This is a genomic window from Bacillus sp. 1735sda2 (assembly GCF_024159245.1).
In the GTDB taxonomy this organism is placed as follows: domain Bacteria; phylum Bacillota; class Bacilli; order Bacillales; family Bacillaceae; genus Bacillus; species Bacillus pumilus_O.
This window is the reverse complement of record NZ_JAMYWZ010000001.1, coordinates 3,743,359-3,767,696: the sequence shown is the minus strand read 5'-3', so window position 1 is coordinate 3,767,696 and position 24,338 is coordinate 3,743,359. Positions and strand designations below refer to the sequence as shown.

Sequence of the window (24,338 nt, the reverse complement as noted above, 5' to 3'; positions counted from 1 at the left end):
AGGAAACAAGGGGGATGCGGCCGATGGAAATGGAACAAATTGTGTTTCAACTCATCTTACACGGCGGGAATGGCAGAAGCTCAGCGATGGAGGCCATTACATGTGCAAAGCAAGGAAACTTTGATGAGGCGAAGCTAAAATTGCAGGAAGCACAAGACGCGTTAAATGAGGCGCATCACGCACAAACAGAGCTGATCCAAGGAGAAATTAGAGGAGAAAAGACCGACATCAGTCTCTTAATGATCCATGCACAGGATCATCTCATGAACGCAATGACTGTCAAGGAGCTTGCGGCGGAAATCATCGAGCTCCATGAAAAAATGAAGCAACTCGGAGGTGTCAATTCATGAAAGAAGGAATCAAAATTGTCACAATAGGCGGAGGATCGAGCTATACGCCTGAGCTTGTCGAAGGATTTATCAAACGGTATCATGAATTGCCAGTAAAGGAATTATGGCTAGTGGATATTGAAGTGGGTCAGGAAAAGTTAAACATTGTGGGTGCTCTTGCGAAACGCATGGTCGAAAAAGCAGGGCTACCGATTGAAGTACACCTGACGCTTGACCGCAGGGAGGCCCTGAAGGACGCAGATTTTGTGACAACACAATTTCGTGTAGGGTTGCTTGAAGCACGTGCAAAGGATGAGAGAATCCCGCTGAAATACGGCGTCATCGGTCAGGAAACGAACGGACCAGGCGGTTTATTTAAAGGTCTTCGAACCATTCCAGTGATTCTCGACATCGTGAAGGATATGGAAGAGCTTTGTCCAGATGCATGGCTTGTGAATTTTACAAATCCAGCAGGGATGGTCACAGAAGCTGTGCTGCGCTATACGAATCTAAAAAAAGTAGTCGGACTATGCAATGTTCCAATTGGGATAAAAATGGGGATTGCCAAGGCGCTTGAGGTGGATGTTGAACGGATCGAGGTACAGTTTGCAGGCCTCAACCACATGGTTTATGGATTAGACGTGTATTTAGACGGGGTCAGCATTATGGATCAAGTGCTCGATGAATTAGGAAATCCGAATAGTCAGTGGTCTATGAAGAACATTGAAGCGAAAAACTGGGAACCTTCTTTTGTGAAAGGCTTAGGAGTCATCCCATGCCCGTATCACCGCTATTACTATAAAACAAAAGATATGCTGGAAGAAGAGCAAAAGGCAGCCCAAGAAAAAGGAACAAGAGCAGAGGTTGTGTTGCAGGTCGAGCACGAATTATTTGAGCTCTATAAAGATCCCGATTTATCAATTAAACCTCCGCAACTCGAAAAAAGAGGCGGGGCGTACTACAGTGATGCGGCATGTAACTTAATCAGCTCCATCTATAATGATAAGCATGACATCCAACCAGTCAATACAGTGAACAGAGGGGCCATTGCCAGCATTCCGGCTGATTCAGCGGTTGAAGTGAACTGTATCATCACCAAGGATGGACCAAAACCAATTGCGACGGGTGATCTGCCTGTAGCTGTGAGAGGGCTCGTTCAACAAATCAAATCATTTGAGCGTGTGGCAGCAGAAGCGGCAGTCACAGGAGATTACGAGACGGCTCTTGTAGCAATGACGATCAATCCGCTTGTCCCATCTGACGAAATTGCAAAGCAAATTTTAGATGAAATGCTCGAAGCGCATCGTGAATATTTACCGCAATTCTTCAAATCAGTTAAAGCATAAAACAAATGGCCCCTTTATGGGGTCGTTTTTTTATCATTGCACCATATAGAAATTCAAAAAAGAAGTGTATGATAGTAAAAAACAACATGTATGGCTTCAAAGAAAGGACGGTTTGAGTATGGTTGCAATTGGTTTAATGCTTTACGGCTTTGTCGTTCAACCTCTGTTGAGTTATGGCACAGTGGTCTTGTTTTTGTATGGCATCATCGCTTCATTTATTGGTCTTATTCGTCATAGACAGTATGTGTGGATTTATGTTCTTCGCCTGCTCGTTTGTTTTACCATTCCAGTAACCAACCTGTTGATGTATTTCGCCACAATTGGTGGAGATGAAAGAGACTTTGATTTTCAGCCGATGCCGTTTGTTTATTATCTTGTTTTTATCATAGAAATTATCATCGTCTTTTTACCAGAGATCTTTTTACTGATCGAAAAAAAGAGGAGCATCAAATGGAAACAGTGGATATATGCAGGGGCGATTGTGGGTGTATCTGTCTTGTTTTGGTGTACGATTTGATAGAAGGCTGACTGGATATCTAAGGCTATTTCGTCTTTTTGCCACGTAACCTCTTTCGTCTAACCTTTACAAAAGTAATAGAAAGAACAAGGATAGAAATTCCGAGAAACTTAAATAGAACACGGGTGTGAAACGGTGAATCGTCGAAACCAGTAGCGACGATCATTGAACCGATACAGATCCCAATGAACGCTAGTAGATAAGTAAAAAACATACCATCACTCTCCTTAATCATATGTATTTACCATTATAAGGTATATTGGAGAGGTGAATAAACAAAAAAAGAACCCTTCATGATTGAAAGGTTCTTTTACATGTTTAAGCTTGTTTGACGACCGAGTCGACTTCTACTGTCCAGCCGAAGATATCTGGTTGTGTGCCTTTTTGAATACCAGTAATGGCTTCATACAATTTCTTTGATACTTCACCTGTTTGACCATCTTGAATCACATATGGCTGATCGTGATAAATTAATTCCCCGACAGGAGAGATGACGGCCGCCGTTCCAGTTCCAAAGATTTCTTCAAGCTCACCTGATTGATGTGCTTCAATTAACTCATCAATCGAAATTTTACGCTCTGTCACTGGAATTCCCCAATGTTTTAATAGCTCAAGTACAGAGTTACGGGTGATGCCTTCTAAAATGCTGCCGTTCAATTCAGGCGTCACGATTTCCCCATTGATCTTAAAGAAGATATTCATACTTCCGACTTCTTCAATATACTTCTTCTCAACACCATCAAGCCAAAGAACTTGTGAAAAACCTTTCGTTTCAGCCACTTGCTGTGCCTTAAGGCTTGAGGCGTAGTTTCCAGCTGTTTTGGCATTTCCTGTTCCGCCTTTAACGGCACGGACAAACTCGTTTTCAACGGCAATTTTGACTGGATGGATGCCTTCTTTATAGTAAGATCCCACTGGAGATAGGATAATCAGCAGCTTATACGTGCTTGACGGTGCAACGCCTAAATACGGCTCAGTGGAAATAATGAATGGACGGATATACAAGGAAGTGCCCTCTGCATCAGGTACCCAATCCTTATCAATGCGAATGAGTTCATTTAAGCCCTCTAAAACCGTTTCTGTATCAATTTGCGGGATACACAGGCGGTCATTGGATCTGTTTAAGCGCTCCATGTTCTTTTCCGGACGGAATAAGAGAATTTTCTGATCCTCGGAAACATAAGCCTTCAAGCCTTCAAAAACAGATTGCCCATAATGGTAGACCATCGAAGCTGGGTCCATTGGAATAGCCTGATAAGGGATAATTCTTGGGTCATACCAGCCTTGATCAATGGAATAATCCATCACAAACATGTGATCTGTGAAGATTTTTCCGAATTCAAGTTGATCAGATTGAGGTTTTGGTTTTTTTGTTGAACTAAGTTCAACGCGGATGGGTTGTTTTGGCATCGTAAATCTCCTTGCTGTTTGATTATTTGAAAATTCTAATAATATGAAATAATTATGATTCTATTCTATACCTTCACAAAATATTAGCAATAGGTTTTCTGGAATTCAGACAAGAAAAATCTGTTAAAGCGCTTTCCTTCTCTCTGCCGTCAGTCTGCCTCATGTCACCCCTTTTTAATAAAGAAATATAATCCAAATACATTATTAACTGATTAATCTGACAATTTAAAAGCGGATAAATTTCCTGTAAGATATTCTTTCAACCATACACCTTTTGACCAGTACATTGCAAGGGGCATTCTCATATTTTAATCCTCTTTTTTTTAACCGATAAAGAAAATAGAAGTGAAAGGAGCAAACAACAAGATGAAACGAGCGATACCAGGTATTTTACTTATTTTATTCATGACCGTCATCAGCTTCGGCTGTCAAGCGATGACGGAGGAGGCTGGCGCTAAGCAAAGCATAGCCTATCACGTAGCGACAAACGGAAACGATAAAAACCCAGGAACGAAGCAAAAACCTTTTCGCACGCTGAAAAAAGCGGCAAGTATGGCGAAAGCTGGGACAACCATTTACGTGAGAGGCGGCACATATAAAGAGAAATTGATTTTCCGCCATTCAGGTACAAAGAAAGCACCAGTTATCTTTCAAGCTTATGGAAAAGAAAAACCTGTTATTAGCGGGGCTTCACTTAAAGGAAATCAAGCAGATGGCGGTCTTGTCACGATCGATCAAAAAAGTTACATTACCCTCAAAGGTCTGACGGTGGGACATCTCAAGACGAATAAAGAAGACCTGACCCCAGTCGGTATTTTCATCAAAGGAAGCGGGAAAGGCGTCAAACTTCTCAACAACCGAGTGTATGACATTCAGACGACACACAAAAATGGGAATGCGCACGGTATTGCGGTCTATGGAACAAAAGCTCCAGCGGCCATTGAAGATATTGAAATCAAAGGAAACACTGTTGAAAAATTAAAGCTTGGCTTCAGTGAAGCGCTTGTGCTCAATGGAAACGTCACTAAGTTTCGTGTGACACATAACACGGTTCGCCACACGGATAATATAGGTATTGATTTAATTGGTTTTGAGAACGTAGCACCTTCTAAAAAGTACGATCAAGTCAGAAACGGTGTTGTATCAAGAAACAAAGTGTACGAGATTACGAGTGTAGGAAATCCAGCCTATGGCAAAGACATCTCCGCTGGTGGCATTTATGTGGATGGCGGGAAGGACATTGTGATTGACCATAATATCACACATCACAATGACCTTGGAATTGAAGTCACAAGTGAACATAAAGGAAAAATGGCAGATCGTATTCGCATTGAACACAATCAAGTGTATTTGAACCGTTATACAGGCATTTCAATTGGCGGTTATGATAAAAAGCGAGGCGGAACAACAAATACGACGATCTCACATAATATTTTATACAAAAATGACACAGCTGGCTTAGAAGGCGGCCAATTGTTGATGCAATATCAAGCCGTGAACAATCGAATCACGAGCAATATCATGACAGCGAGTGCCTCGCATTACTTAGTCGTGAATCTTTATGGAGTGAATCAAAAGAATATCTTCCAAAAGAACGTATATGATGACCGCAAAGGTGCGAAGGCATCACAGTGGGTATGGCGCGGGAAATGGATGGAGGGCTACAAAACGTATCTCTCTAAAAGCGGACAAGATAAAGGATCAGCACACCTCAATCCACAATTTGTGAATGAGAAAAAATATGATTTTCGCCTGAAGAAGTCATCACCTGCTAAGAAAATCATCGGAAATTAAGCATGTGTGAACGCAAACGCATTGTTTTAAATTTTCAAAAAAATCATTGACATTGATGTGACATCACATTAAAGTAAAGAAGACATTTCAACGAAAACAAAATTTCATAACGGATCTCTTATCAAGAGAGGCAGAGGGACTGGCCCTATGACGCCCGGCAACCGTTTCTACTATAGAAATTGGTGCTAATTCCTGCAAAGCTGTGACAGCTTTGACAGATAAGAGAGGAAGAATTCCCGATACATGTTTCATGCAACGGTGATCAAGCCTCTCTTTCTAAGAGAGGCTTTTTGTCGTCTCTTTTTCAAAAGGAAGAACAGTTTACTGGCGTTTCCCCACATTTTTACCTAGTTTTCCGATGTGAAAAATAAAAACAACTTGAGGAGGAACAGCAATGAAGCGTAAGTATTTTACATCTAGTCTTATATTATTAACGGTATTGACTGTCCTATTAACAGGCTGCGGCACTGGATCGAGTGCGGGCTCAAAGGCAAATGCGAATGAAAAAGTCTCTTTTGACAATGTACCGAAGCGATTCGCAAAGGGACAGGGAGCAAAAATTAAAGTCATCCGTAAAATCGGCGGAGATGATCATACAGCACAGTTTTTAGCTGGGACAAAGGCAGAAGGTGAAGCGCTTGGCTTTACGGTTGATGTCTACACCGCAAATGGAGATACAGCGAAGTTCCATGACGCCATCTCTCAGGCGCTGGAAGAAAATTATGATGGCTTTATCATCTCTCATGGGGACGACGAGGCGACCGTCGCTGACGTGAAAAAGATTACGGCAAAGGGCATTCCGGTCGTAGCGTTCGATTCAAATCCTAAACTGAAAGGCATCAAAGGGGTTACAGTGACGTCTCAAGATGACGAACAATTAGCGAAAAAATCACTAGACGCACTCGTGTCTGATTTTAAAGGAAAAGCCAATATTGCGTACCTCTGGGTAGATGGATTCCCGCCAATGGTGAGACGGAACAAGGTTTATCAAGAAACGCTCAAACAACATTCAGGCATCAAGGAACTTGACCGCTTTGGTATTGCCTCCTCTGATACGTCTGTTCAAACACAAAATGCAGTGGCAGCGATGCTAAATAAATATCCAAAGGGTAAACTTGATGCTATTTTTGCCACGTGGGATGCCTTTGCCATTGGCGCAGCAAGAGCGCTAAAGGAAGCAGGAAGAACAGAAGTGAAGATTTATGGGATTGATGTGTCAAATGCTGATCTTCAAGAAATGACAGCAAAAGACAGTCCGTGGAAGTACACAGCAGCAGTTGATCCGAAGCTCATTGGCGCAGTTGACGTGAGAATTCTTGCGAAGAAAATAGCGGGCGAGAAAACCCCGTCTTCCTATGACCTTGAGGCCTCTCTCATCTCACAAAAACAGCTTCAACAATCAGGAAAAGCCATCAATATGGTCAATCTTGCAGACGAAGTGAAGGGATTCGGCTCATCAACTGCCTTTGAAGAAGATTGGATGAAGACCTTGAAGAAGCATTATACAAAATAAACGTCGTGCACTCTCTTCTATAGAGGGTGTTTCGTTTTTCAGATGATGATCATGAGAAGGAGGACACCTATGACAGCGCCGTTAGTTTGTATGAAGCATATTTCGATTGAATTCCCAGGAGTAAAAGCGTTAGATCAAGTGAATTTCACATTAGAAAAAGGGACAGTTCATGCACTGATTGGAGCGAATGGTGCTGGGAAGTCCACGTTAATGAAAGTTCTTTCTGGCGCTCATTCCCATTATGAAGGAAGCATCCAAATCAATGGTCAGGCGGCATCAATTCAAACCCCAAAGGATGCGGCCTCATATGGTGTGCAGACGGTTCATCAAGAAGTGGATACAGCTCTCGTTCCTTATTTAAGTGTTGGAGAGAATATGATGATGCATCAGCTTGAGAAAAAAACATTTGTCGGCTGGAAAGAGCTACACCGTAAGGCAGCTCACCGATTAGAAGAATTGGACATCGACATTTCCACAAAACGCCTTGTGAGTGATCTGTCCCTTGCGGAAAAACAGATGGTGCTCATTGCCAAGGCTGTTTCAATCAAATGCAGCATTTTAATCTTAGATGAACCAACTGCCCCGCTTAGTCATACAGAAACAAACAAGTTATTTTCGATGATTGATCGGCTGAAACAGAATGGAACGGGTATTGTGTTTATCTCTCATCGCATGCCTGAAATTTTCACCATTTGTGATGAACTGACAGTGATGCGAAATGGAACCGATGTCGCAGCTCATCTTGTTCAAAATACAAATCCCCAGCAGATCATTGAAGAAATGCTAGGAGCGCCATTAGAGGAGCAATTCCCGCTTCGTACACCTTTGAAAGACGCACCTATTGTCCTTGAAGTGAAGCAGCTAAACGACCAGCATAAATTACGCAACATTCATCTTCATGTGAAAAAGGGAGAAATTCTCGGAATTGCAGGCCTTGTCGGTGCAGGAAAAACGGAATTATGTAAAGCACTTTTCGGCGCCTCAGAAAAAACGACGGGGACTGTACAACTTCATGGTCAAACCGTACGCTTCACATCGCCTCATCAAGCTGTGAGAGCTGGAATGGCCCTTGTGCCAGAAGAAAGGAGAAAGGAAGGGGTTCTGACAGAAGAGAGTGTGGGGTGGAACTTAACAGCAGCAAATCTTCGTTCATTCTCACGTGTGTTCAGCTTCTTACATCGTTCAAAGGAAAAGCGGAAAGCAGACGAAATCGTCAAGCGACTTGGTGTGAGAACCCCATCTCTTGAAGCAAAGGTGAAGCATCTATCCGGTGGAAATCAACAGAAGATTGCCATTGGAAAATGGCTGCTGGCTGAGGCGGATGTCTATCTCTTTGATGAACCAACTAAAGGTGTTGACGTTGGAGCGAAAAAAGATATTTTCACACTGATTGCAGAGCTTGCCGCCCGCGGGAAATCTGTGATTTATGCGTCAAGTGAGCTGTCGGAGATTGCAGGGATCGCAGACCGCGTCTATGTGCTGTATGATGGCAGCATTGCCCGGGAAATGACGGCCCCAACGACTGAGGAAGAGCTTTTATATCATTCAACAGGAGGACAATCATGACTGAACGACAAATTCTAGCCCCTGTGCAGCAAACGAAAAAACAGCGGCCATCCTTTCATCTATTTGATTTCTTTTATCGATATGGCACGATTTTAACCATTGTTGTATTGATTGTGGTATTTGCGGCAGCGAATCCAGCGTTTTTACAAACAGGGAATATCATCAATATCTTACGGTCTATCTCGATTGTGACCATTATTGCGGTGGGCCTTACCATCTCATTGGCAGTCAACGGCTTTGATCTATCAGTCGGATCAGTCGCAACGTTATCAAATGCAATCGTGATTTCTATGTTTGTGTGGTTTTCGCAAAACCCGCTGATTGCGATCCTTTCTGCGCTAGCGGCTGCCCTTATTGTTGGTTTACTCAATGCCTTGATGATTGTCAAAATGAAAATTCCAGATATGCTCATGACATTAGCCATGATGTTTATCATTCAAGGATTGGCTCAGACGTATACGAAAGGGGCGACCATTTCTGAAAACATGGTGCTGCCTGACGGTACATTCTCAACGGGTACAATTCCCGCCTTTTTTAGCAAAATCGGACAGGTGCCATATATTATTCTCTTAATGGCAGTGATTGTGCTATTTGCACATATTTTCATGACCTACACAAAGCACGGACGATTTATGTACATCATTGGTGGGAATAAGGAAGCGGCTCGATTGTCCGGGATACATGTAAATAAATATAAAATCGCGGCATATCTGCTCTCGGCTTTATTTGCAGCAATCGGTGGTATTGTGCTGGCATCAAGGGTGATGACAGCGGAAATAAATGCAGGCACACCTTATTTAATGGATGGCGTAGCAGCAGCTTTTATCGGTTTTTCCGTCATGGGAGCAGGAAAACCAAATGCATTTGGTACTTTTATTGGGGCTGTGCTCATCGGAATTTTGCAAAATGGGCTTGTGATGATGTCTGTCCCTTATTACGCGATGGATATTGTGAAAGGCTCTGTACTCGCGCTTGCGCTAGCGTTGACGTATTACAAACAGCGAGGCTGACGATGTATTTTTTAAAACCTTTCGAGTCTCGTCTCCGTCTAGTAAACGGAAAGCGGTGCAGCCGCCGTTTCCCAAAAGGAGATGACAAAAAGAAATGAATATGTCAGCAACTCATGTAGAAGATTTGAAAAACGTCATGGAAGACTGGAAAAATGAATTATTAGTATATAAATTTGCATTAGATGAAATGGATACGAAGTTTTCAATCATTAGCCAAGAATATAATTTAATCCATGGCCACAATCCAATAGAGCATACAAAATCACGGATCAAATCCTTTGAAAGCATTGTAAATAAATTAGCAAGAAAAGGATGCGACATCACAACACAATGTGCCAAGGAGTATATTCATGATATCGCAGGTGTCCGCATCATCTGCTCCTTTATTCAAGATATCTATAACATTATCGATGTATTGAGGCAAAGAGAGGATCTAAAAATCCTTGAAGTGAAAGATTACATTCAACATCCAAAACCAAATGGCTACAGAAGTCTTCATTTAATTGTGGAGATTCCTGTGTACTTAACGAATCGTGTGGAGCATGTGAAGGTTGAGATTCAGGTGCGGACCATAGCGATGGATTTTTGGGCGAGTCTTGAACATAAAATCTATTATAAATTGCAAAACGATGTTCCTCATCAGCTAACCGATGAACTGAAGGAAGCGGCTGATATAGCCCATTACTTAGATGAAAAAATGCAAAATATTAAACGAGAAATTGATTAGTGCATAAAAAAGAGCAGCTGCGATATTCACAGCTGCTCTTTAACATGTTTAAGGATTGGTACCGCGGTCTCTCTTTTGAATCATATCTTGAGATTGTGCAGATTGGCTATCTTTTTGGATAGAAGCGCCAATGGAAGCACCAGTTATCAAGAGTGTCAAAACCGCAGTTGTGATAAGCCATTTTTTCATCATACATCACTCCATATTCTTAACAAGTTTTTAAGGATAACGCCTTGTTCCAGAAATAAGTAGATTCTTCATGAAGTCCAAGATCTGTTAAGTAAGCAGCTGCATCCTGACAGATGGCTTCAAGATCGACAAGAAAATTCATAGATTCTAATTGATCACAATAAGACTTGATTTGCTCTATCATGTTGTCTTGCTGAAGCATAAGTGTTTCTAAAATAGATAATTTAAGTGAAATGTTTCGTTGTTTTAAATTTTCTGCTTTTTGAAGTGAAAGCTGTACATAGTAGTGGAACAAACCAGGCTTTTTCAGCTTGAATAGTGCTTTTGTGTAGGCATACATGGCAAGTAAGTAGCCGCCTGGAGAAGACGTTTCAAATGTCTCGATCAATAAAGCCTTTTCTAGGAGCGGCACAGCTTCACTGTATTCATTTCTAAGACTTTTAATAAAAGCAGCATTGCAATACGCATGACCAAGTAAATCTGGGTCTTCCATTTGTTCTAGTGAATGAATCACTTCTTCAAATAATGATTCTGCCTCATCATATTTTGATTGATCAGCATAATTCAAAGCGAGCATCATTTGACAGCTGATTGACTTTTTTACATAACATGGATCTGCGTCATAAATAGATGAAGCCATTTTCAAGTGGTGTATGGAGAGGAGCGTGGATCTTATATTATAGTAAAGACAGCCTGTTTTATAATGAAATTCTGCTTTCTCAATGTCATCGTGGACGAGATCTAATTTATCCTCTGCCAATTTTAAAAGGTGAAATGCCGTATCCTGATTGCCTCTGCGCATTTCATACATCCCTTTAAAGAAATAGAAATAGTAGCTGAGCATGTCATCTGTACGGATTGCATTTTCATCAACAAAAAGACTATGATCCAACGAAGCTGTATCTTCGATGAGATCTTTAAAACGGTACTCTAGCAATTGATAGTAAAGTAAGACGTCTTGATTCTCTTCCATGTGATCAAACGCTTGAAGAATCTCTTCCTTTAGCTGGATCGCACCTTGTATTTCTCTTTTTTTCATCATGACATACCAGTCATTTAACATATTCGCTACATCAACGGACGACAAAACACCTGTTTCTGACAATTTATATCCTCCTTTCTTCATCTATCACTCTAGTTCGATTTCCGTTCATCTGAATTCACTTTCCATATTCAGTATCTTCTTATATTTTAAGCGCTCTCTCGCAATTTGTAAAACATGTTTTTTGATGTAAATTCAACCAGTTGTGAAAGAAATAGGGATTAGGTGTCTTTTTGTATACGCTTACATATTTTTAGGTAAAAAGAGGATATTAGAAAAAATATATTGCAATATCAATAGAGAGAAGAAAGCCATTCAAACGTCTATCTTCGCATGTTAGAAAAAACGGCGGTTTTCAAGGTGATATCTCGTTTTTTGTGAGATTATCTCACATCATGATTGTGAATTGCTTTTCTTTTAGAATAAAATGAGTTATTCGCAAAAAAGTAAAATTTAAAGAGACTATTGATCTAGGATTGTATGGATCTTTGGTATTGATAAAAAATATCACACACTATAGATTTAGCGTGGTATATTATTAATGGTATTGCGAATATTTAGACAAAACTGACAATAGGGGGTCGTGTTTTATGAAAAAATCGATGTTACTGATCATGGGACTCATAGTTGTGCTCGTCATGGCAGCCTGTGGATCAAAATCGGACAGTGGTTCGGGAGAAGGCAAAGACACATATAAAATAGGGATAGATGTAACATATCCGCCGTTTGAATTTGAAAAGGGCGGTAAAACTGAAGGGATTGACGTAGATCTAATTAACGCCATCGCGAAAGACCAAGACTTCAAAGTGAAGCTGGAAGCTATGGATTTCTCAGGCATTATCCCCGCAATGCAGGCAGGCCAGCTTGATGTAGGGATGGGCGGAATGAGTATTACAGATGAGCGTAAGAAGAAGGTAGATTTCTCAGACCCATACTTCGACGCTGGACTGACAGTTGTTGTGAAAAAAGACAGCAGCATTAAATCAATTGATGATTTAAAGGGGAAAAAGCTAGCTGTTAAAAATGGGACGACGGGTGCAAAATTTGCATCGGATAACGCAGATAAATATGGGTATGAAGTGGTTCAATTTAACGACAGCCCATCGATGTTCCAAGAAGTTTCAAACGGAAATGCAGATGCTTTAATTGAGGATTATCCTGTCATTACGTATGCAATCGCACAACAAGATTTAAAATTGAAAACAGTTGGAGACCGATTGAATGGCGACCAGTATGGTATCTCTGTCATGAAGGGGAAAAACCAAGATCTATTGAAAAAGATCAATAAAGGTCTAGAGAACCTAAAGAAAAACGGTGAATATGACAAGATTATTGATAAATATTTGAAGTCATAACACTAGCGAGGCGCGCTCCGAGCGCGCTTTCTTTATGATACGCCGTATGTGAATTAGGGAGGGAGAAACATGGACACGATTGTTAATGCATTTCCGTATTTAATGGATGGGTTGCAAACCACTTTATATATCTTTGTTGTTGCCATCATTTTAGGGTTTATCATCGGTTTAATAGTGGCATTATTCCGTCTATCACCTTTTAAAATCTTAAATTTCATCGCGCTTGTCTTTGTCAATGCCATTCGAGGCACACCATTTATCGTACAGCTATTCTTCATTTACTTTGGTTTGAATACACTTGAATTCATATCGCTTGATCGAGTGCCGGCAGGGATTATTACAGTAGCAATTAATGCAGGGGCTTATTTCTCAGAAATTATTCGTGCTGGGATTCAGTCCATTGATAAAGGACAAACAGAAGCTGCACGTTCCTTAGGTTTTACAGGGGGACAAAACATGCGTTTTATCGTGCTTCCGCAAGCATTTCGCCGTATGCTTCCAGCAATTACAAACCAAGCCATTATCAGTTTGAAGGACACGTCTCTCTTATCAATTATCGGAATCGCCGATATTATGCAGCGGGGTCAAGTACAAGCATCGGCAACATTTGATCCTTTGAATGTCTGGCTCATTGTCGGTATCATTTATTTCGTGATCATTTATTTACTTTCTCTACTGGCTAGCTATGCAGAAAGGAGATTTGATATCAAATGAGTATGATTACAGTGAAAAATTTAAAGAAATCCTTTGGAGATCACGAAGTGTTAAAGGATATTAATGCAGTCATCGAAGAAAAAGAAGTAGTGTGTGTCATTGGACCTTCTGGGTCAGGCAAAAGCACGTTTCTAAGATGTCTCAATAAATTAGAAGATATTACGGCTGGTGAAGTTGTTGTCCACGGACATACGATTACAGATCCAAAGGTGAATATCAATAAAGTACGACAAGAAGTGGGGATGGTGTTTCAGCACTTTAATTTATTTCCTCATAAAACCGTTTTAGAAAACATCACGATCGCACCGGTGAAGGTAAAAGGCACCGACAAGAAGGCGGCAGTCGATAAAGCGATGGACCTGCTTGAAAAGGTAGGCTTAAAAGACAAAGCCAAAAGCTATCCTAACCAATTATCTGGTGGACAAAAACAGCGTGTCGCCATTGCTAGAGCCTTGGCAATGGACCCGAAAGTGTTATTATTCGATGAACCGACATCTGCTCTTGACCCTGAAGTGGTCGGAGATGTATTAGCAGTGATGAAACAATTAGCCGTCGAAGGCATGACGATGATTGTGGTCACACACGAAATGGGCTTTGCGAGAGAGGTTGGAGACCGCGTGATCTTTATGGATGGCGGATATATTGTCGAGGAAGACAAGCCGGAAGCTCTCTTTGGAAACCCGCAGCATGAGCGTACAAAATCATTTCTTAGTAAGGTGTTATAAAAAAAGAGTAAGGGCATATGGATGCTCTTACTCTTTTTTATGGGGCATAAAGGGAATCGGCCCCATTTCCTAGGAAATATTAGCGCTGGAAGAATTCGATCCATTCTTGGTCTGGCCCTCTGAAAAAGAAGTAGCAGTATCCATTTGGTAATGTCGTAATTTCTTCATCAATCAATTCAATTTGCAGCTTTTGAATACGATTGAATTCAGCATGAATATTGTCTGTTGTAAAGGCAAGATGGTGTACTTTTCCTTCAGATGGCAGATCGCTACTGTACCCTTGGATGAGCTCAATTTCCGTTTCTGCCTCATCTTTAAAGCCGAGAAATGCAAGCTCAATCACTCCGTTTGTATGAGTGATGCGATCCTTTAATTTCATGCCCACGACTTTTTCATAAAAATCAATGGACGTATCAATATTGGAAACCATAATACCTGTATGATCTAATCGTAATGTCGTCAAAAAAGAGCCTCCTCTATGGTGTGTTGATATTTTTCTCCTCATCTTATCATAATAGAAGTAACGTATACATTCATATGATAGGATAGAGAGAGTCAATTTAGGATAAGGATGACACAAATGAAAAAAATCTCATTAAAACAAACATTTGCAGAACAACTCAAAAAAGGATATCCGCTCATTTCTAAAGATGCTGTATCGCATGTAAGCAGTGTGAAAGAAGGCGAACTGATTGAATGGGTGGATGAGCGAGGCGCCTTTTTAGGAAAAGGATATTATGGTGTGCAAAATAAAGGGATCGGCTGGGTACTTACTTTTGATGCCAACGAAAAAATAGACCATGCCTTTTTTGTCTCCAAGCTTGAGCAGGCAGCGAAAAGCAGAACGCATTTATTTCGTGATGCACAGACGACTGCTTTCCGTGTGTTCAACGGAGAGGGAGATGGAATTGGTGGATTCACGATTGATCATTATGACGGTTTCTATCTCATACAGTGGTATAGCGAAGGAGTGTATACATTCAAGGCGGAAGTATTGGCTGCACTTGAGCATGTATATCCAGACTATAAAGGCATTTATGAAAAGAAACGATTTGATACGTCGGGACAGTATATAGAAGATGATGATTTTGTAAAGGGAGAAAAAGGTGAATTTCCTCTTATCGTCAAAGAAAATGGTATGAACATAGCGGTTTACTTAAATGATGGTGCGATGACAGGTATTTTTCTTGATCAACGTCATGTGAGAAAAGCAATTCGAGATCGTTATGCAAAAGGAAAGACCGTGCTCAATACATTTTCTTACACAGGTGCTTTCTCTGTAGCAGCAGCACTTGGCGGAGCGAGCCGGACGACAAGTGTAGATGTCGCAAACCGCAGTTTGAAAAAAACATCTGAACAGTTTGAAGTCAATGATATAGATGTGGATGGGCAAGATATTAAAGTTATGGACGTCTTTAAGTATTTTCCGTTTGCTGCGAAAAAAGGATGGACCTATGATCTTGTCATATTAGACCCGCCTTCCTTTGCACGCACGAAAAAACACACATTCAGTGCAGCGAAGGACTATAAGAAGCTATTAAAAGAAGCCATCCAAATCACCGCTGAGAACGGCGTCATTGTGGCATCAACGAATAGCAGTGCATTTGGTATGAAGAAATTCAAAGGATTTATTGCGCAGGCCTTTAAAGAATCAGGCCAAACCTATCGTATCCTTGAAGAATATACACTTCCTGAGGATTTCCGTACGACGAAAAATTATCCTGAAGGAAATTATTTAAAGGTTGTCTTCATACAAGCATAAGAAAAAAGCCATTTTCCGATAAAGGAAATGGCTTTTTTTATAAGGCAAACGACATGAGGATAGGCGCTGCACATAAAGTAATGATGGCTGAAATAATCATGGATACGCTTGAGATCGTCCCTGAGACGGAGCTCATTTCAAATGCCTTTGATGTTCCTGCCCCGTGTGCACCTGTACCAAGCAAGACGCCCATGGCAATGTCATTATCGATACGGAAATAACGAATGATCATTGGACCGATGATTGACCCAAACAGTGCGGTTAAAATGACGAATACTGCCGTAACGGACGGCATTCCGCCAATCATTTCTGACACACTCATCGCCACTGGCGTTGTGACCGACCTTGGGACAAGACTTTCAATAAGGCCTGTATCCAAGTGGAACAACTTCGCGATAAATGCCGTAGATAGGATGGCAATGACAGAACCGCAAGCCACATTCAAAATAATTTCCACTGCATGCTTCTTCAGAATGTGAAAATACTTATAGAGGGGAATGGCAAAAGCAACAGTCGCAGGCTGAAGCATATTCGTGAGCCATTTCCCGCCTTGATTGTATGCGTCGTAAGGAATGTTGACGATTAAAAGCAAGACGACAAGGACAAGCGGTGTCACAAGTAACGGTGAGACATAGACCTTCGGGTGTCGTTTATATACCGCTTTTGATCCGAGATATAAAAGAACTGTTAAGATCAAAAATAGTACGCCAACTAACATAGCTTTTTTCGCTCCTTTCTTTTCGCAATCATTTGCGTCATGATACCAGTCGAGAGCATGACGACAAAGGTACTCAGTAAGACGACAAGGACAATACTTGTACCAGATTGAGAAAGCAATGTTCCATAATCAATAACACCAACGGCGGACGGGATAAAGAATAGTAGCAGTTCTCCGAGCAGCCAGACGGCACCAAGTTCAATCCATTTTAATTGAATAATTTTAAAATGAAGTAATAAGAAAATGACCAGAATGCCTAATATCGTGCCCGGAATTCTTAAATGCAAAAAGGCCGCGAGCACATTCATCAATTTCGCAAAAACAAACAAAGCCATAATCTGAAGGACAGCAATCAGCGGCGTTTTGAGCAATTTCACTTTCTGTTCACTCCTTTTTCTATATAAATTGTTCACTGTTTCACAAAAACATGACAACGTTCCAATTGATTAGCTTACTTTAAAGTGTACAGCACGTTCAGTTATAGGTAAAATACATATATCGAATAATTAGTATTCCTTTTGTCTATAGGAAGGATGAGTCATGTGGACATTAGACATTTAACATATTTCTTAGAAGTGGCAAGGTTAAAAAGCTTCACAAAAGCATCACAATCTCTTTATGTGTCGCAGCCTACCATATCCAAGATGGTCAAAAACCTTGAAGATGAGCTAGAGGTGCAGTTATTTTATCGGAATGGCAGACAGGTTGAAATGACAGATGCTGGACAAACGATGTATACCCAGGCGAGTGAAATCACACAATCATTTCAAAATTTAACAAGCGAGCTAAATGATTTAATGAATGTCAAAAAAGGGCATATTCGCATCGGGCTGCCACCGATGATTGGATCGAGTTTTTTCCCGAATGTCATGGGAGAATTTCGCCAGCAGTATCCAGATGTCACATTTCAATTGGTGGAACACGGCTCTATTAAAGTAGAGGAAGGGGTCGAAGATGGTTCGTTAGATATTGGTGTCATTGTTCTGCCTGCAAATGATAAAATCTTTCATACGTACACCATTATTAAAGAGGACATGAAGCTCGTGACGCATCCATCACATCCGATGGCAGGTCGAGATAAAGTTGATTTAGCTGATTTAAAGGAAGAGTCTTTTATTTTCTTTCGAGAAGACTTTGTTCTGCATAGCCGGATATTGAATGAATGTATGAATGCGGGCTTCCGACCCAATGTCATTTATGAGACATCTCAATGGGATTTCATTAGTGAGATGGTAGCCGAGAACTTGGGAATTGGCCTTCTGCCTGAGCGGATCTGCCGTGATCTTGATCCTGAAAAGGTGAAAGTCATTTCCTTAAATACATCGATCCCGTGGCATTTAGGAGTCATTTGGCGAAAGGATCGCTATTTGTCGTTTGCGGCAAGAGAATGGTTAAAACATACGAAATCCTATGTATGGGGAGCAGAGTAAAAGGGAGGACGATACGGATGAAAACAAGCATCGCATCTCATTTATTGGAGAAGGTTCGAGCGGAAAATCCACTTGTTCATAATATCACCAATCAAGTCGTGACGAACTTTACAGCGAATGGTCTGCTTGCTTTAGGCGCTTCGCCGGTCATGGCAAACGCCAAAGAAGAAGTGGCAGAAATGGCGCAATTAGCCGATGCGCTTGTGCTAAATATTGGCACACTGACCAAGGAGACGGTGGAGTCCATGATTCTGGCTGGACAATCTGCTAATAAAAAGGGGATACCTGTTCTATTAGATCCTGTCGGCGTTGGTGCGACAACGTTTCGTTTGAAAGCGGCAAAACAGCTGTTAGAGCAAGTGAACATAACCGTTGTCAGAGGGAACGCTGCAGAAATTGCTCATTTACTTGAAGTGGATGGCTGGGAGTCAAAAGGCGTGGATGCGAAAGCGGCCAACGGAGATGTATCGGCACTAGTCAAACAAGCAGCGAAGACACTTCAGACGGTTGTGGTGATTACAGGGGAAGTCGATGTAGTGTCAGATGGAGAGGACGTGTTGTCTATTCATAATGGACATGAATGGCTCACCAAGGTGACGGGAACAGGCTGTTTACTGACGTCTGTTATCGGGGCATTTTGTGCAGCAGGTGAAAGGCCGCTTCACGCATCGGCAGCTGCTCTATTGTTTTATGGTGTCGCAGCTGAAAAGGCAGCTCAGTACACCCAGAATAAAGGGCCAGGTACGTTTCAAATGGAATTGCTCAATGCACTCTCACACACAACTGGCAATGATGTGTTGACGCTAGGGAAAATAGGGAGGAATGTCACATGACAAAAACTGATCAACAGCAAATCAAACAGCAATTATCGGTTTATTTTATTATGGGAACAGCGAATACAAGCCGGCAACCGCTTGATGTGTTAAAAGAGGCGATTCAAGGCGGAATCACCATGTTTCAATTTCGAGAAAAGGGCGAGGGAGCCTTGCAAGGAGAAGAGAAGAAACAATTGGCTCGTCAACTTCAAGTACTTTGCCAAGAAGCGAATGTTCCGTTTGTTGTAAATGATGATGTGCAACTAGCGATAGATCTAGATGCAGATGGCGTACATGTTGGACAGGAAGATACAAATGCAGAAGACGTCAGACAAAAAATCGGGGATAAAATATTAGGTGTATCTACGCATAACCTAGACGAAGTGAAACAAGCCATGAAAGACGGTGCAGATTATGTCGGCATGGGTCCAGTCTATCCAACAGAAACGAAAAAGGATACACGCAGTGTCCAAGGAGTCTCATTGATCACTGAAGTGCGTCATCATGGACTTCATATTCCGATTGTTGGCATCGGGGGTATCGCATACGATAATGCAGCACCAGTCATACAAGCAGGAGCAGATGGTATCAGCATCATCAGCGCCATTAGCCAGAGCGCTGATCCTAAGAAAGCAGCAGAAGAATTAAGAGCACTTGTTACATCAGAAAAAGCATTACTTTAATACGGAAGAGACATGGATTGACTCAATTCATGTCTTTTTTGATTTCGGGGATAATAGACAGGTGAGAAACAATTGTGTACAATCAAATTGTTCGATTTTTATCGAAATGACAGGTAAATAAAGGAGAATGAACAATGGAAGTGCTCGATATGTTTTTCGCCGCTACGATGAAGCTGGAAAAGGGCAAGAACAAATGGATGATTTGCTCGCATTGTTTTCTGACGATGTCATGATTGTCTTAAATGGTGCAGAGAAGCCAGGTATCCAAGCGTTTACACAGTTTTTAAACACATTTTTCCACGTGCATGAAGACATCAAACATATGTGGGATGGATGGGAAAAAAGAGAAGATGGCAAGTATGAAACCAACTGGGCCGTGTGTGGAAAACTTTCGGATGGCCGTGTTTATACAGCAGAAGGAATTGATATTGCAGAACTAGACGACAAAGGAAAGATCGTTTATTTAGAAAACGTACCGAAAATTCCAGAGTTATTTCAGCGCTATTAAAAAGCCGGCTCATCAGCCAGCTTTTTTATTTGTCTAAAGAATAAGCCTCGATGGCTTCTTTTGCCGATGTTTCTTTATCAAAAATAAGGTGGCGGCTATACACTTCACTTAAATGCAGCGATTCTTGATCTAAGTGATCTATAAGCTCAAAGACATCTAATATGGCTGCTAATTTTATGGTCGTTTGTCCACCTGCAGCATTCTCAAAGGTTTCTTCTGGAAAGCTTTTTTTGACGATATCTTTTACTTTACGATGGTTTTTTGCTCGCACCAAAATGATTCGTTCTTCAAATATTTTATCGGGCATATTGCTTGGTGATGAGATGGATTCAAATAATAACTTGGCAGAATATAGCTGACGCATAAGTAATGTCACTTCTTTCTTGCAGCTTTTCATTGTACACGCGTGAAATGATTTCCAGTATGTGACTAAAATGATAACATATGAATGACGTAGTGTAGGAGAAATAGATCTATAACGGGGGGATAGTCATGAAGAAAGTGATTGATAACAGAGGAGAAACACATGAAATTTTGTTGATCATCGTCACCTTATGCTCTCTTATCACGTGTAGAAAAATTGCGAGATTAGAAAAGTATAAAGATAAGTTGAAGGGTCAATTTATACCTTACTAAGGAAAAGAAGAACACAAAAAAGCCGGCTCCAGCGTGTAGACAAACCATCGCATTCGGAATCAGTCCTGCGTGCTGGTGCTCACAAATGTCAAATTCGCTCTGCGCCAGTACTCGTCCTTTCAAGGGCTACAAAGATTTTCTATCACAATGAAAAGAAGAGAAAGGGCTAAAATCAAGATCATTTTAGCCCTTTGTCAACAATATGAAGCCGTCTCTTCCTTATGAATCAGTATCCATATGCATCCCTGTATGTGCCTTTACTTGAATTTCCGTAAAGGTGTCTTCATCTGCTTTTTCAGAAGAGAAGATCGTGCCTAAGTATGCGGCAAGGAATCCGAGCGGGATCGAGATAATGCCAGGGTTTGACAGCGGTATGAGCGGATCTCCTGTAAAGATAGCTGCTCCCGATGGGTCCCAGACGCTTGGGCTGAGCGAGACGATGATCAGTGCGCTCAACAGACCTACTAAGCTCCCTGCAATGGCACCCGTAGAATTAAATCGTTTCCAAAAGACAGTGAAGATAATCAATGGTAAATTTGCACTTGCTGCCACTGCGAACGCAAGTGACACAAGGAAAGCAACGTTTAACGATTGGGCAAATAATGCAAGAATAATAGAAAGAATGGCCACGCCGATAGAAGCAAAGCGTGCGGCCTTCACCTGTTCCCGTTCACTCGCTTTCCCCTTGCGGACGATCTGACTATAAAAATCATGCGCAAAGGCAGACGCAGCAGATAGGACGAGACCAGTTACGACCGCCAAAATGGTCGCAAAGGCAATAGCGGAAACAAAGGCAAATAACAGATCTCCTCCAAGGGCTTGGGCGAGCAGTGGGGCAGCCATATTTCCTGCTGCATCTTCTGCTGTAATCGCGTCTGTTCCAACGAAGGCAGCTGCACCGAAGCCAAGGAAAACCGTCATTAAATAAAAAATACCGATGATCCACGTAGCGGATAGAACAGATTTACGCGCAGAAATGGCATCCTTCACCGTATAAAATCGGATCAAAATGTGCGGCAAACCTGCTGTCCCAAGCACTAAAGCAAGGTTCAAAGACAAGGTCTCTAAAGGCACATCATATTTATTTCCCGGGTGAAGAAATGATCCACCGAGCGGGGTCGCTGTTTTCATCTCCTCAAACATCTTGAGCAGGCTAAAATCAAACTTTGCAAATACAAGCAGTGAAATAATCAGTGTTCCTAGCATGAGAAGCACAGCCTTTGTGATCTGTACCCAGCTCGTTGCGATCATGCCGCCAAACACGACATAAATGGTCATCAAGACACCAACGATTAGCACCGCAATCCAGTAATCAATGCCAAGAAGCAGCTTGATTAATGCACCTGCCCCAACAAGCTGTGCAATCATATAAAAAGTAGAGACTGTGATTGTGTTAAACGCGGCTACCCCTCGAATGGCAGGGCGTTTAAATCGTGCAGCAATCATATCAGCCATCGTATATTTACCTAGATTTCGAAGCGGTTCGGCCACAACGTAAAGAACGACAAGATACGCCACGAGAAAGCCAATGCTATAGAAAAAGCCATCAAATCCATTCAAAGCGATCATTCCAGCGATTCCTAAAAATGATGCAGCAGACATATAGTCTCCGGCGATGGCAAGTCCGTTCTGAAACCCAGTCAGACCTCCACCTGCTGTGTAAAAGTCGCTCGCATTGCTCGTTTTTTTCGCAGCAAAATACGTGATGACCAATGTGAGCCCTACGATCGCTATGAATAAAATAAAAGCGGTCATGCTCATTCGTCATCACCTCTCGATTCAATTTTTAAAGCGCTTACATATTTGTCGAACTGAGCAGCTTTCTTCGCATAAAGTCCACATAATACCCAGGTCATCACAAATTGTGTGAGGGCGAATAACCACGCCCATGAAATCGCGCCAATTGCCGGCGTGTTCAAAAAGGTGAAGTAGGATGTAGCAACCGGAAGTGAAAAGTAAAAGAGAAAAAAGAAAATCGTCATCGGTACGATAAATCTGCGTTTTTCCTCGAGAAGTTTTCGAAAATCCTCTGAAGCGGCAACCTTCTTATAGTGAACTTTTTTGTCTGCCATTGTTTCCTCCTTTGTACGAATTAGGGACAAGGTACTCCAATGCATATGAGACGATCTGGTTGTTTATGACAGTATATCATAAAAAAGGCACCCGGAAAGGGTGTTTGAGCCTAATTAAAACATGACTTTATCTTCAGGTATTTTTTGCTTCGCACTGGCTTACCCGGATTTCTGTGGTAGCGGTAAGAAATATAAAAAGTCATAAGGACATTCATCTGAATCAAGGGCTGCACAGTTTATCGAAACACAAAAAAGTACGAACGAAAAATAGAAGATTATCAAAAATTTACAGGTAATATTCCTCCATGTCAGGAGGAGTGTTATAACTGCTCCACTACTTGATCCAAAAACAACCGAGTTGGCATGTTGACATTAAGAATTACATAAACATGAGAAAAAGCAGGCTAATGAAGCCTGCTTCTTTTTTAATATTTTTTCCCAAGACGTGTCGTATGTGAAACTGTTTTAACATGCTTTTTACGCTTTGAATCTTTGTAGACAGATAAGACAAATTTGTTGTTCCAGTAGCCGTTTTTCGGGCTGTAGTACGTTTTGAATGTGTAATGAAAGACTTTTTGACCTGTTGATCCTGAAGCGGATGTTACTGCTGTAGCTATTATGGCTACTGCTTTCAGTGTCAAGACTGCGCCAGCTATAGCACCGGTCCCCGTTGGTAATGCTAAAATAGCACCTGTGACAAGAGCGACAATAGCAACAGTGATGTTGAATTTGTTTTTATAGTTTTTTACAAGTCTCCATTGGTAATCTTTGTTTGTTGTGCTAATCTCGCTGTCTTCATTGATTAATTCTTTTCCAGCTTCTTTAAATTCCTCTAACTCAACTAATTCATTGTTGATACGAAGTTCTTTTTTTGCTCGGTCAAAAGAGACGGTATCAACTCGTTCGCCATTATCAATCGTTATTGTTTGAGTGCTGCCTTTGGTCACGGAATTGAAAGTATGTACCTTACCTTCAATTTCAGTTTGATAAGATTCTTTAATTTCTTGAGGTTGGTGGGTTATTGCTGCTACGGTTTGTAATGGAACTGTTAGAAATAACGTCAGGCCTAAAAGCACGATTATGAACTTTTTCATTTTGGATATTTCCCCCTTGTTTTTTGTGCAATAATGTACATATGGATAAAAAATGCTTTTCTTTTAAAAAAAGTTAATTTAGGAGTGATTGATGTGTTTTGGAATTGGGTAGTGGGCATGATCGGGATAATCCTAGGAGCTTGTATCTTTGCAACGGAGTTCGAAGATGCTACTTTCTTCACTCGCTTTATGTTCAAGCTTATTGCGATTTTACTTCTTGTGTTTTCAGTGACTTTTATTAAGTGGCGGCGGAAAAAAATAAAACAGCATAAGTCATAGTACTCCCTCCTTTTTCTTGACATGTTTTCATCCTAGCATTGATTGATTCACCTTTGGGAATTCAATGGAAAATTTCTTTTTGGGTTGCGGTGACCGCATATAGG

At 41.3% G+C, this 24,338-nt stretch carries 26 protein-coding genes and 1 riboswitch; of the genes, 16 read left to right on the top strand and 10 right to left on the bottom strand.

Translation table 11 applies throughout. The annotated features are described in order from the left end of the window. Nucleotides 1-23: 23 nt before the first annotated feature. The 3 genes from NKR21_RS19725 (at nt 24) to NKR21_RS19715 (ending at nt 2,192) form a co-directional block, all read left to right on the top strand. On the top strand, nt 24-350 hold the full coding sequence (locus NKR21_RS19725; RefSeq protein WP_012011706.1) for a PTS lactose/cellobiose transporter subunit IIA: 327 nt from the start codon (nt 24-26) through the stop codon (nt 348-350). Next, nucleotides 347-1,675 carry a 6-phospho-beta-glucosidase gene (locus NKR21_RS19720; RefSeq protein ID WP_144455270.1) on the top strand — a complete coding sequence of 443 codons (1,329 nt, stop codon included), beginning with the start codon at nt 347-349 and terminating at the stop codon, nt 1,673-1,675. The genes NKR21_RS19725 and NKR21_RS19720 overlap by 4 nt, the downstream gene beginning before the upstream one ends. Nucleotides 1,676-1,793: 118 nt before the next feature. Beyond that, nucleotides 1,794-2,192 carry a hypothetical protein gene (locus tag NKR21_RS19715; protein WP_088002550.1) on the top strand — a complete coding sequence of 133 codons (399 nt, stop codon included), beginning with the start codon at nt 1,794-1,796 and terminating at the stop codon, nt 2,190-2,192. Between the two features lie 318 nt (nt 2,193-2,510). On the opposite strand, the gene NKR21_RS19710 is transcribed toward NKR21_RS19715, so the two are convergent. Continuing rightward, nucleotides 2,511-3,602 carry a branched-chain amino acid aminotransferase gene (locus tag NKR21_RS19710; RefSeq protein ID WP_003215056.1) on the bottom strand — a complete coding sequence of 364 codons (1,092 nt, stop codon included), beginning with the start codon at nt 3,600-3,602 and terminating at the stop codon, nt 2,511-2,513. 366 nt (nt 3,603-3,968) lie between these two features. Between NKR21_RS19710 and NKR21_RS19705 the strand changes: the two genes are divergently transcribed. The 5 genes from NKR21_RS19705 to ywaC all read left to right on the top strand — a co-directional run bounded on the left by NKR21_RS19705 (nt 3,969) and on the right by ywaC (nt 10,212). Further along, a complete protein-coding gene (locus NKR21_RS19705; RefSeq protein ID WP_144455272.1) occupies nt 3,969-5,396 on the top strand; it encodes a right-handed parallel beta-helix repeat-containing protein in 1,428 nt (475 codons plus the stop codon). Between the two features lie 115 nt (nt 5,397-5,511). Then, nucleotides 5,512-5,621, top strand: a riboswitch (SAM riboswitch). A 169-nt stretch (nt 5,622-5,790) separates the two neighbouring features. Further along, nucleotides 5,791-6,909: a sugar ABC transporter substrate-binding protein gene (locus NKR21_RS19700; RefSeq protein WP_012011701.1), complete on the top strand. Its 1,119-nt coding sequence runs from the start codon at nt 5,791-5,793 to the stop codon at nt 6,907-6,909. Nucleotides 6,910-6,978: 69 nt separating this feature from the next. Continuing rightward, entirely contained in the window at nt 6,979-8,475 is a 1,497-nt protein-coding gene (locus NKR21_RS19695; RefSeq protein WP_144455274.1) for a sugar ABC transporter ATP-binding protein, read from the top strand. Then, a complete protein-coding gene (locus NKR21_RS19690) occupies nt 8,472-9,485 on the top strand; it encodes an ABC transporter permease (RefSeq protein ID WP_012011699.1) in 1,014 nt (337 codons plus the stop codon). The genes NKR21_RS19695 and NKR21_RS19690 overlap by 4 nt, the downstream gene beginning before the upstream one ends. Nucleotides 9,486-9,579: 94 nt before the next feature. After that, the gene (gene ywaC, locus NKR21_RS19685; protein ID WP_065097768.1) at nt 9,580-10,212 is read left to right on the top strand and encodes a GTP pyrophosphokinase YwaC; all 633 of its coding nucleotides are present in this window, start codon (nt 9,580-9,582) and stop codon (nt 10,210-10,212) included. A 48-nt stretch (nt 10,213-10,260) separates the two neighbouring features. Here the strand turns inward: ywaC and NKR21_RS19680 are convergent, their stop codons facing one another. Together NKR21_RS19680 and NKR21_RS19675 are read right to left on the bottom strand one after the other, a co-directional pair. After that, a complete protein-coding gene (locus NKR21_RS19680) occupies nt 10,261-10,401 on the bottom strand; it encodes a hypothetical protein (protein ID WP_162900864.1) in 141 nt (46 codons plus the stop codon). 19 nt (nt 10,402-10,420) lie between these two features. Further along, nucleotides 10,421-11,506, bottom strand: coding sequence for a Rap family tetratricopeptide repeat protein (locus NKR21_RS19675; RefSeq protein ID WP_088002537.1), 1,086 nt, complete (start codon nt 11,504-11,506; stop codon nt 10,421-10,423). A gap of 527 nt (nt 11,507-12,033) precedes the next feature. Between NKR21_RS19675 and NKR21_RS19670 the strand changes: the two genes are divergently transcribed. From NKR21_RS19670 to NKR21_RS19660, 3 genes are all read left to right on the top strand, one after another. Beyond that, on the top strand, nt 12,034-12,798 hold the full coding sequence (locus NKR21_RS19670; protein WP_058013371.1) for a transporter substrate-binding domain-containing protein: 765 nt from the start codon (nt 12,034-12,036) through the stop codon (nt 12,796-12,798). Between the two features lie 69 nt (nt 12,799-12,867). Then, nucleotides 12,868-13,512 (top strand): amino acid ABC transporter permease, encoded by a 645-nt coding sequence (locus NKR21_RS19665; RefSeq protein ID WP_041816038.1) that lies wholly within the window; start codon nt 12,868-12,870, stop codon nt 13,510-13,512. Then, entirely contained in the window at nt 13,509-14,237 is a 729-nt protein-coding gene (locus NKR21_RS19660) for an amino acid ABC transporter ATP-binding protein (RefSeq protein WP_088002532.1), read from the top strand. The genes NKR21_RS19665 and NKR21_RS19660 overlap by 4 nt, the downstream gene beginning before the upstream one ends. Before the next feature lie 79 nt (nt 14,238-14,316). Here the strand turns inward: NKR21_RS19660 and NKR21_RS19655 are convergent, their stop codons facing one another. Next, complete coding sequence (locus NKR21_RS19655) at nt 14,317-14,700, bottom strand: glyoxalase GlxA (protein WP_012011694.1); 384 nt, start codon at nt 14,698-14,700, stop codon at nt 14,317-14,319. Nucleotides 14,701-14,817: 117 nt separating this feature from the next. Here NKR21_RS19655 and NKR21_RS19650 point away from each other — a divergent pair, with 117 nt between their 5' ends. Continuing rightward, nucleotides 14,818-15,999 (top strand): class I SAM-dependent rRNA methyltransferase, encoded by a 1,182-nt coding sequence (locus tag NKR21_RS19650; RefSeq protein ID WP_144455277.1) that lies wholly within the window; start codon nt 14,818-14,820, stop codon nt 15,997-15,999. 37 nt (nt 16,000-16,036) lie between these two features. Here NKR21_RS19650 and NKR21_RS19645 read toward each other — a convergent pair whose 3' ends face one another. Then, complete coding sequence (locus tag NKR21_RS19645) at nt 16,037-16,717, bottom strand: CidB/LrgB family autolysis modulator (protein WP_012011692.1); 681 nt, start codon at nt 16,715-16,717, stop codon at nt 16,037-16,039. Beyond that, nucleotides 16,711-17,094, bottom strand: coding sequence for a CidA/LrgA family holin-like protein (locus NKR21_RS19640; RefSeq protein WP_012011691.1), 384 nt, complete (start codon nt 17,092-17,094; stop codon nt 16,711-16,713). The genes NKR21_RS19645 and NKR21_RS19640 overlap by 7 nt, the downstream gene beginning before the upstream one ends. 165 nt (nt 17,095-17,259) lie before the next feature. On the opposite strand from NKR21_RS19640, the gene cidR reads away from it, so the two are divergent. The 4 genes from cidR (at nt 17,260) to NKR21_RS19620 (ending at nt 20,153) form a co-directional block, all read left to right on the top strand. Then, on the top strand, nt 17,260-18,147 hold the full coding sequence (cidR, locus tag NKR21_RS19635; RefSeq protein WP_012011690.1) for a cidABC operon transcriptional activator CidR: 888 nt from the start codon (nt 17,260-17,262) through the stop codon (nt 18,145-18,147). Nucleotides 18,148-18,164: 17 nt separating this feature from the next. Continuing rightward, the gene (gene thiM / locus NKR21_RS19630) at nt 18,165-18,980 is read left to right on the top strand and encodes a hydroxyethylthiazole kinase (RefSeq protein ID WP_012011689.1); all 816 of its coding nucleotides are present in this window, start codon (nt 18,165-18,167) and stop codon (nt 18,978-18,980) included. Next, nucleotides 18,977-19,645 carry a thiamine phosphate synthase gene (thiE, locus tag NKR21_RS19625; protein WP_012011688.1) on the top strand — a complete coding sequence of 223 codons (669 nt, stop codon included), beginning with the start codon at nt 18,977-18,979 and terminating at the stop codon, nt 19,643-19,645. Before thiM ends, thiE begins: the two co-directional genes overlap by 4 nt. A gap of 127 nt (nt 19,646-19,772) precedes the next feature. After that, on the top strand, nt 19,773-20,153 hold the full coding sequence (locus tag NKR21_RS19620; RefSeq protein WP_253602554.1) for a nuclear transport factor 2 family protein: 381 nt from the start codon (nt 19,773-19,775) through the stop codon (nt 20,151-20,153). Between the two features lie 25 nt (nt 20,154-20,178). Here the strand turns inward: NKR21_RS19620 and NKR21_RS19615 are convergent, their stop codons facing one another. The 4 genes from NKR21_RS19615 to NKR21_RS19600 all read right to left on the bottom strand — a co-directional run bounded on the left by NKR21_RS19615 (nt 20,179) and on the right by NKR21_RS19600 (nt 23,955). Then, nucleotides 20,179-20,517 carry a DUF4288 domain-containing protein gene (locus tag NKR21_RS19615; protein ID WP_012011686.1) on the bottom strand — a complete coding sequence of 113 codons (339 nt, stop codon included), beginning with the start codon at nt 20,515-20,517 and terminating at the stop codon, nt 20,179-20,181. 491 nt (nt 20,518-21,008) lie between these two features. Then, nucleotides 21,009-22,550, bottom strand: coding sequence for a solute symporter family protein (locus tag NKR21_RS19610; protein WP_012011684.1), 1,542 nt, complete (start codon nt 22,548-22,550; stop codon nt 21,009-21,011). Then, nucleotides 22,547-22,861, bottom strand: a complete 315-nt coding sequence (locus NKR21_RS19605) for a DUF485 domain-containing protein (protein ID WP_012011683.1) — start codon at nt 22,859-22,861, stop codon at nt 22,547-22,549. The genes NKR21_RS19610 and NKR21_RS19605 overlap by 4 nt, the downstream gene beginning before the upstream one ends. A 425-nt stretch (nt 22,862-23,286) precedes the next feature. Further along, nucleotides 23,287-23,955, bottom strand: coding sequence for a hypothetical protein (locus NKR21_RS19600; RefSeq protein WP_012011682.1), 669 nt, complete (start codon nt 23,953-23,955; stop codon nt 23,287-23,289). Nucleotides 23,956-24,338 lie beyond the last annotated feature (383 nt).

What these genes read in the sequence shown, in the direction of transcription:
- NKR21_RS19665 (WP_041816038.1), top strand. Translation starts at nt 12,868, where the DNA reads ATGGACACGATTGTTAATGCATTTCCGTATTTAATGGATGGGTTGCAA.
- NKR21_RS19705 (WP_144455272.1), top strand. Translation starts at nt 3,969, where the DNA reads ATGAAACGAGCGATACCAGGTATTTTACTTATTTTATTCATGACCGTC.
- NKR21_RS19610 (WP_012011684.1), bottom strand. Translation starts at nt 22,550, where the DNA reads ATGAGCATGACCGCTTTTATTTTATTCATAGCGATCGTAGGGCTCACA.
- thiM (WP_012011689.1), top strand. Translation starts at nt 18,165, where the DNA reads ATGAAAACAAGCATCGCATCTCATTTATTGGAGAAGGTTCGAGCGGAA.
- NKR21_RS19620 (WP_253602554.1), top strand. Translation starts at nt 19,773, where the DNA reads ATGAACAATGGAAGTGCTCGATATGTTTTTCGCCGCTACGATGAAGCT.
- ywaC (WP_065097768.1), top strand. Translation starts at nt 9,580, where the DNA reads ATGAATATGTCAGCAACTCATGTAGAAGATTTGAAAAACGTCATGGAA.
- NKR21_RS19695 (WP_144455274.1), top strand. Translation starts at nt 6,979, where the DNA reads ATGACAGCGCCGTTAGTTTGTATGAAGCATATTTCGATTGAATTCCCA.
- NKR21_RS19720 (WP_144455270.1), top strand. Translation starts at nt 347, where the DNA reads ATGAAAGAAGGAATCAAAATTGTCACAATAGGCGGAGGATCGAGCTAT.
- NKR21_RS19710 (WP_003215056.1), bottom strand. Translation starts at nt 3,602, where the DNA reads ATGCCAAAACAACCCATCCGCGTTGAACTTAGTTCAACAAAAAAACCA.
- NKR21_RS19605 (WP_012011683.1), bottom strand. Translation starts at nt 22,861, where the DNA reads ATGGCAGACAAAAAAGTTCACTATAAGAAGGTTGCCGCTTCAGAGGAT.
- thiE (WP_012011688.1), top strand. Translation starts at nt 18,977, where the DNA reads ATGACAAAAACTGATCAACAGCAAATCAAACAGCAATTATCGGTTTAT.
- NKR21_RS19650 (WP_144455277.1), top strand. Translation starts at nt 14,818, where the DNA reads ATGAAAAAAATCTCATTAAAACAAACATTTGCAGAACAACTCAAAAAA.
- NKR21_RS19615 (WP_012011686.1), bottom strand. Translation starts at nt 20,517, where the DNA reads ATGCGTCAGCTATATTCTGCCAAGTTATTATTTGAATCCATCTCATCA.
- NKR21_RS19680 (WP_162900864.1), bottom strand. Translation starts at nt 10,401, where the DNA reads ATGAAAAAATGGCTTATCACAACTGCGGTTTTGACACTCTTGATAACT.
- NKR21_RS19600 (WP_012011682.1), bottom strand. Translation starts at nt 23,955, where the DNA reads ATGAAAAAGTTCATAATCGTGCTTTTAGGCCTGACGTTATTTCTAACA.
- NKR21_RS19700 (WP_012011701.1), top strand. Translation starts at nt 5,791, where the DNA reads ATGAAGCGTAAGTATTTTACATCTAGTCTTATATTATTAACGGTATTG.
- NKR21_RS19715 (WP_088002550.1), top strand. Translation starts at nt 1,794, where the DNA reads ATGGTTGCAATTGGTTTAATGCTTTACGGCTTTGTCGTTCAACCTCTG.
- NKR21_RS19660 (WP_088002532.1), top strand. Translation starts at nt 13,509, where the DNA reads ATGAGTATGATTACAGTGAAAAATTTAAAGAAATCCTTTGGAGATCAC.
- NKR21_RS19690 (WP_012011699.1), top strand. Translation starts at nt 8,472, where the DNA reads ATGACTGAACGACAAATTCTAGCCCCTGTGCAGCAAACGAAAAAACAG.
- NKR21_RS19645 (WP_012011692.1), bottom strand. Translation starts at nt 16,717, where the DNA reads ATGTTAGTTGGCGTACTATTTTTGATCTTAACAGTTCTTTTATATCTC.
- NKR21_RS19725 (WP_012011706.1), top strand. Translation starts at nt 24, where the DNA reads ATGGAAATGGAACAAATTGTGTTTCAACTCATCTTACACGGCGGGAAT.
- NKR21_RS19670 (WP_058013371.1), top strand. Translation starts at nt 12,034, where the DNA reads ATGAAAAAATCGATGTTACTGATCATGGGACTCATAGTTGTGCTCGTC.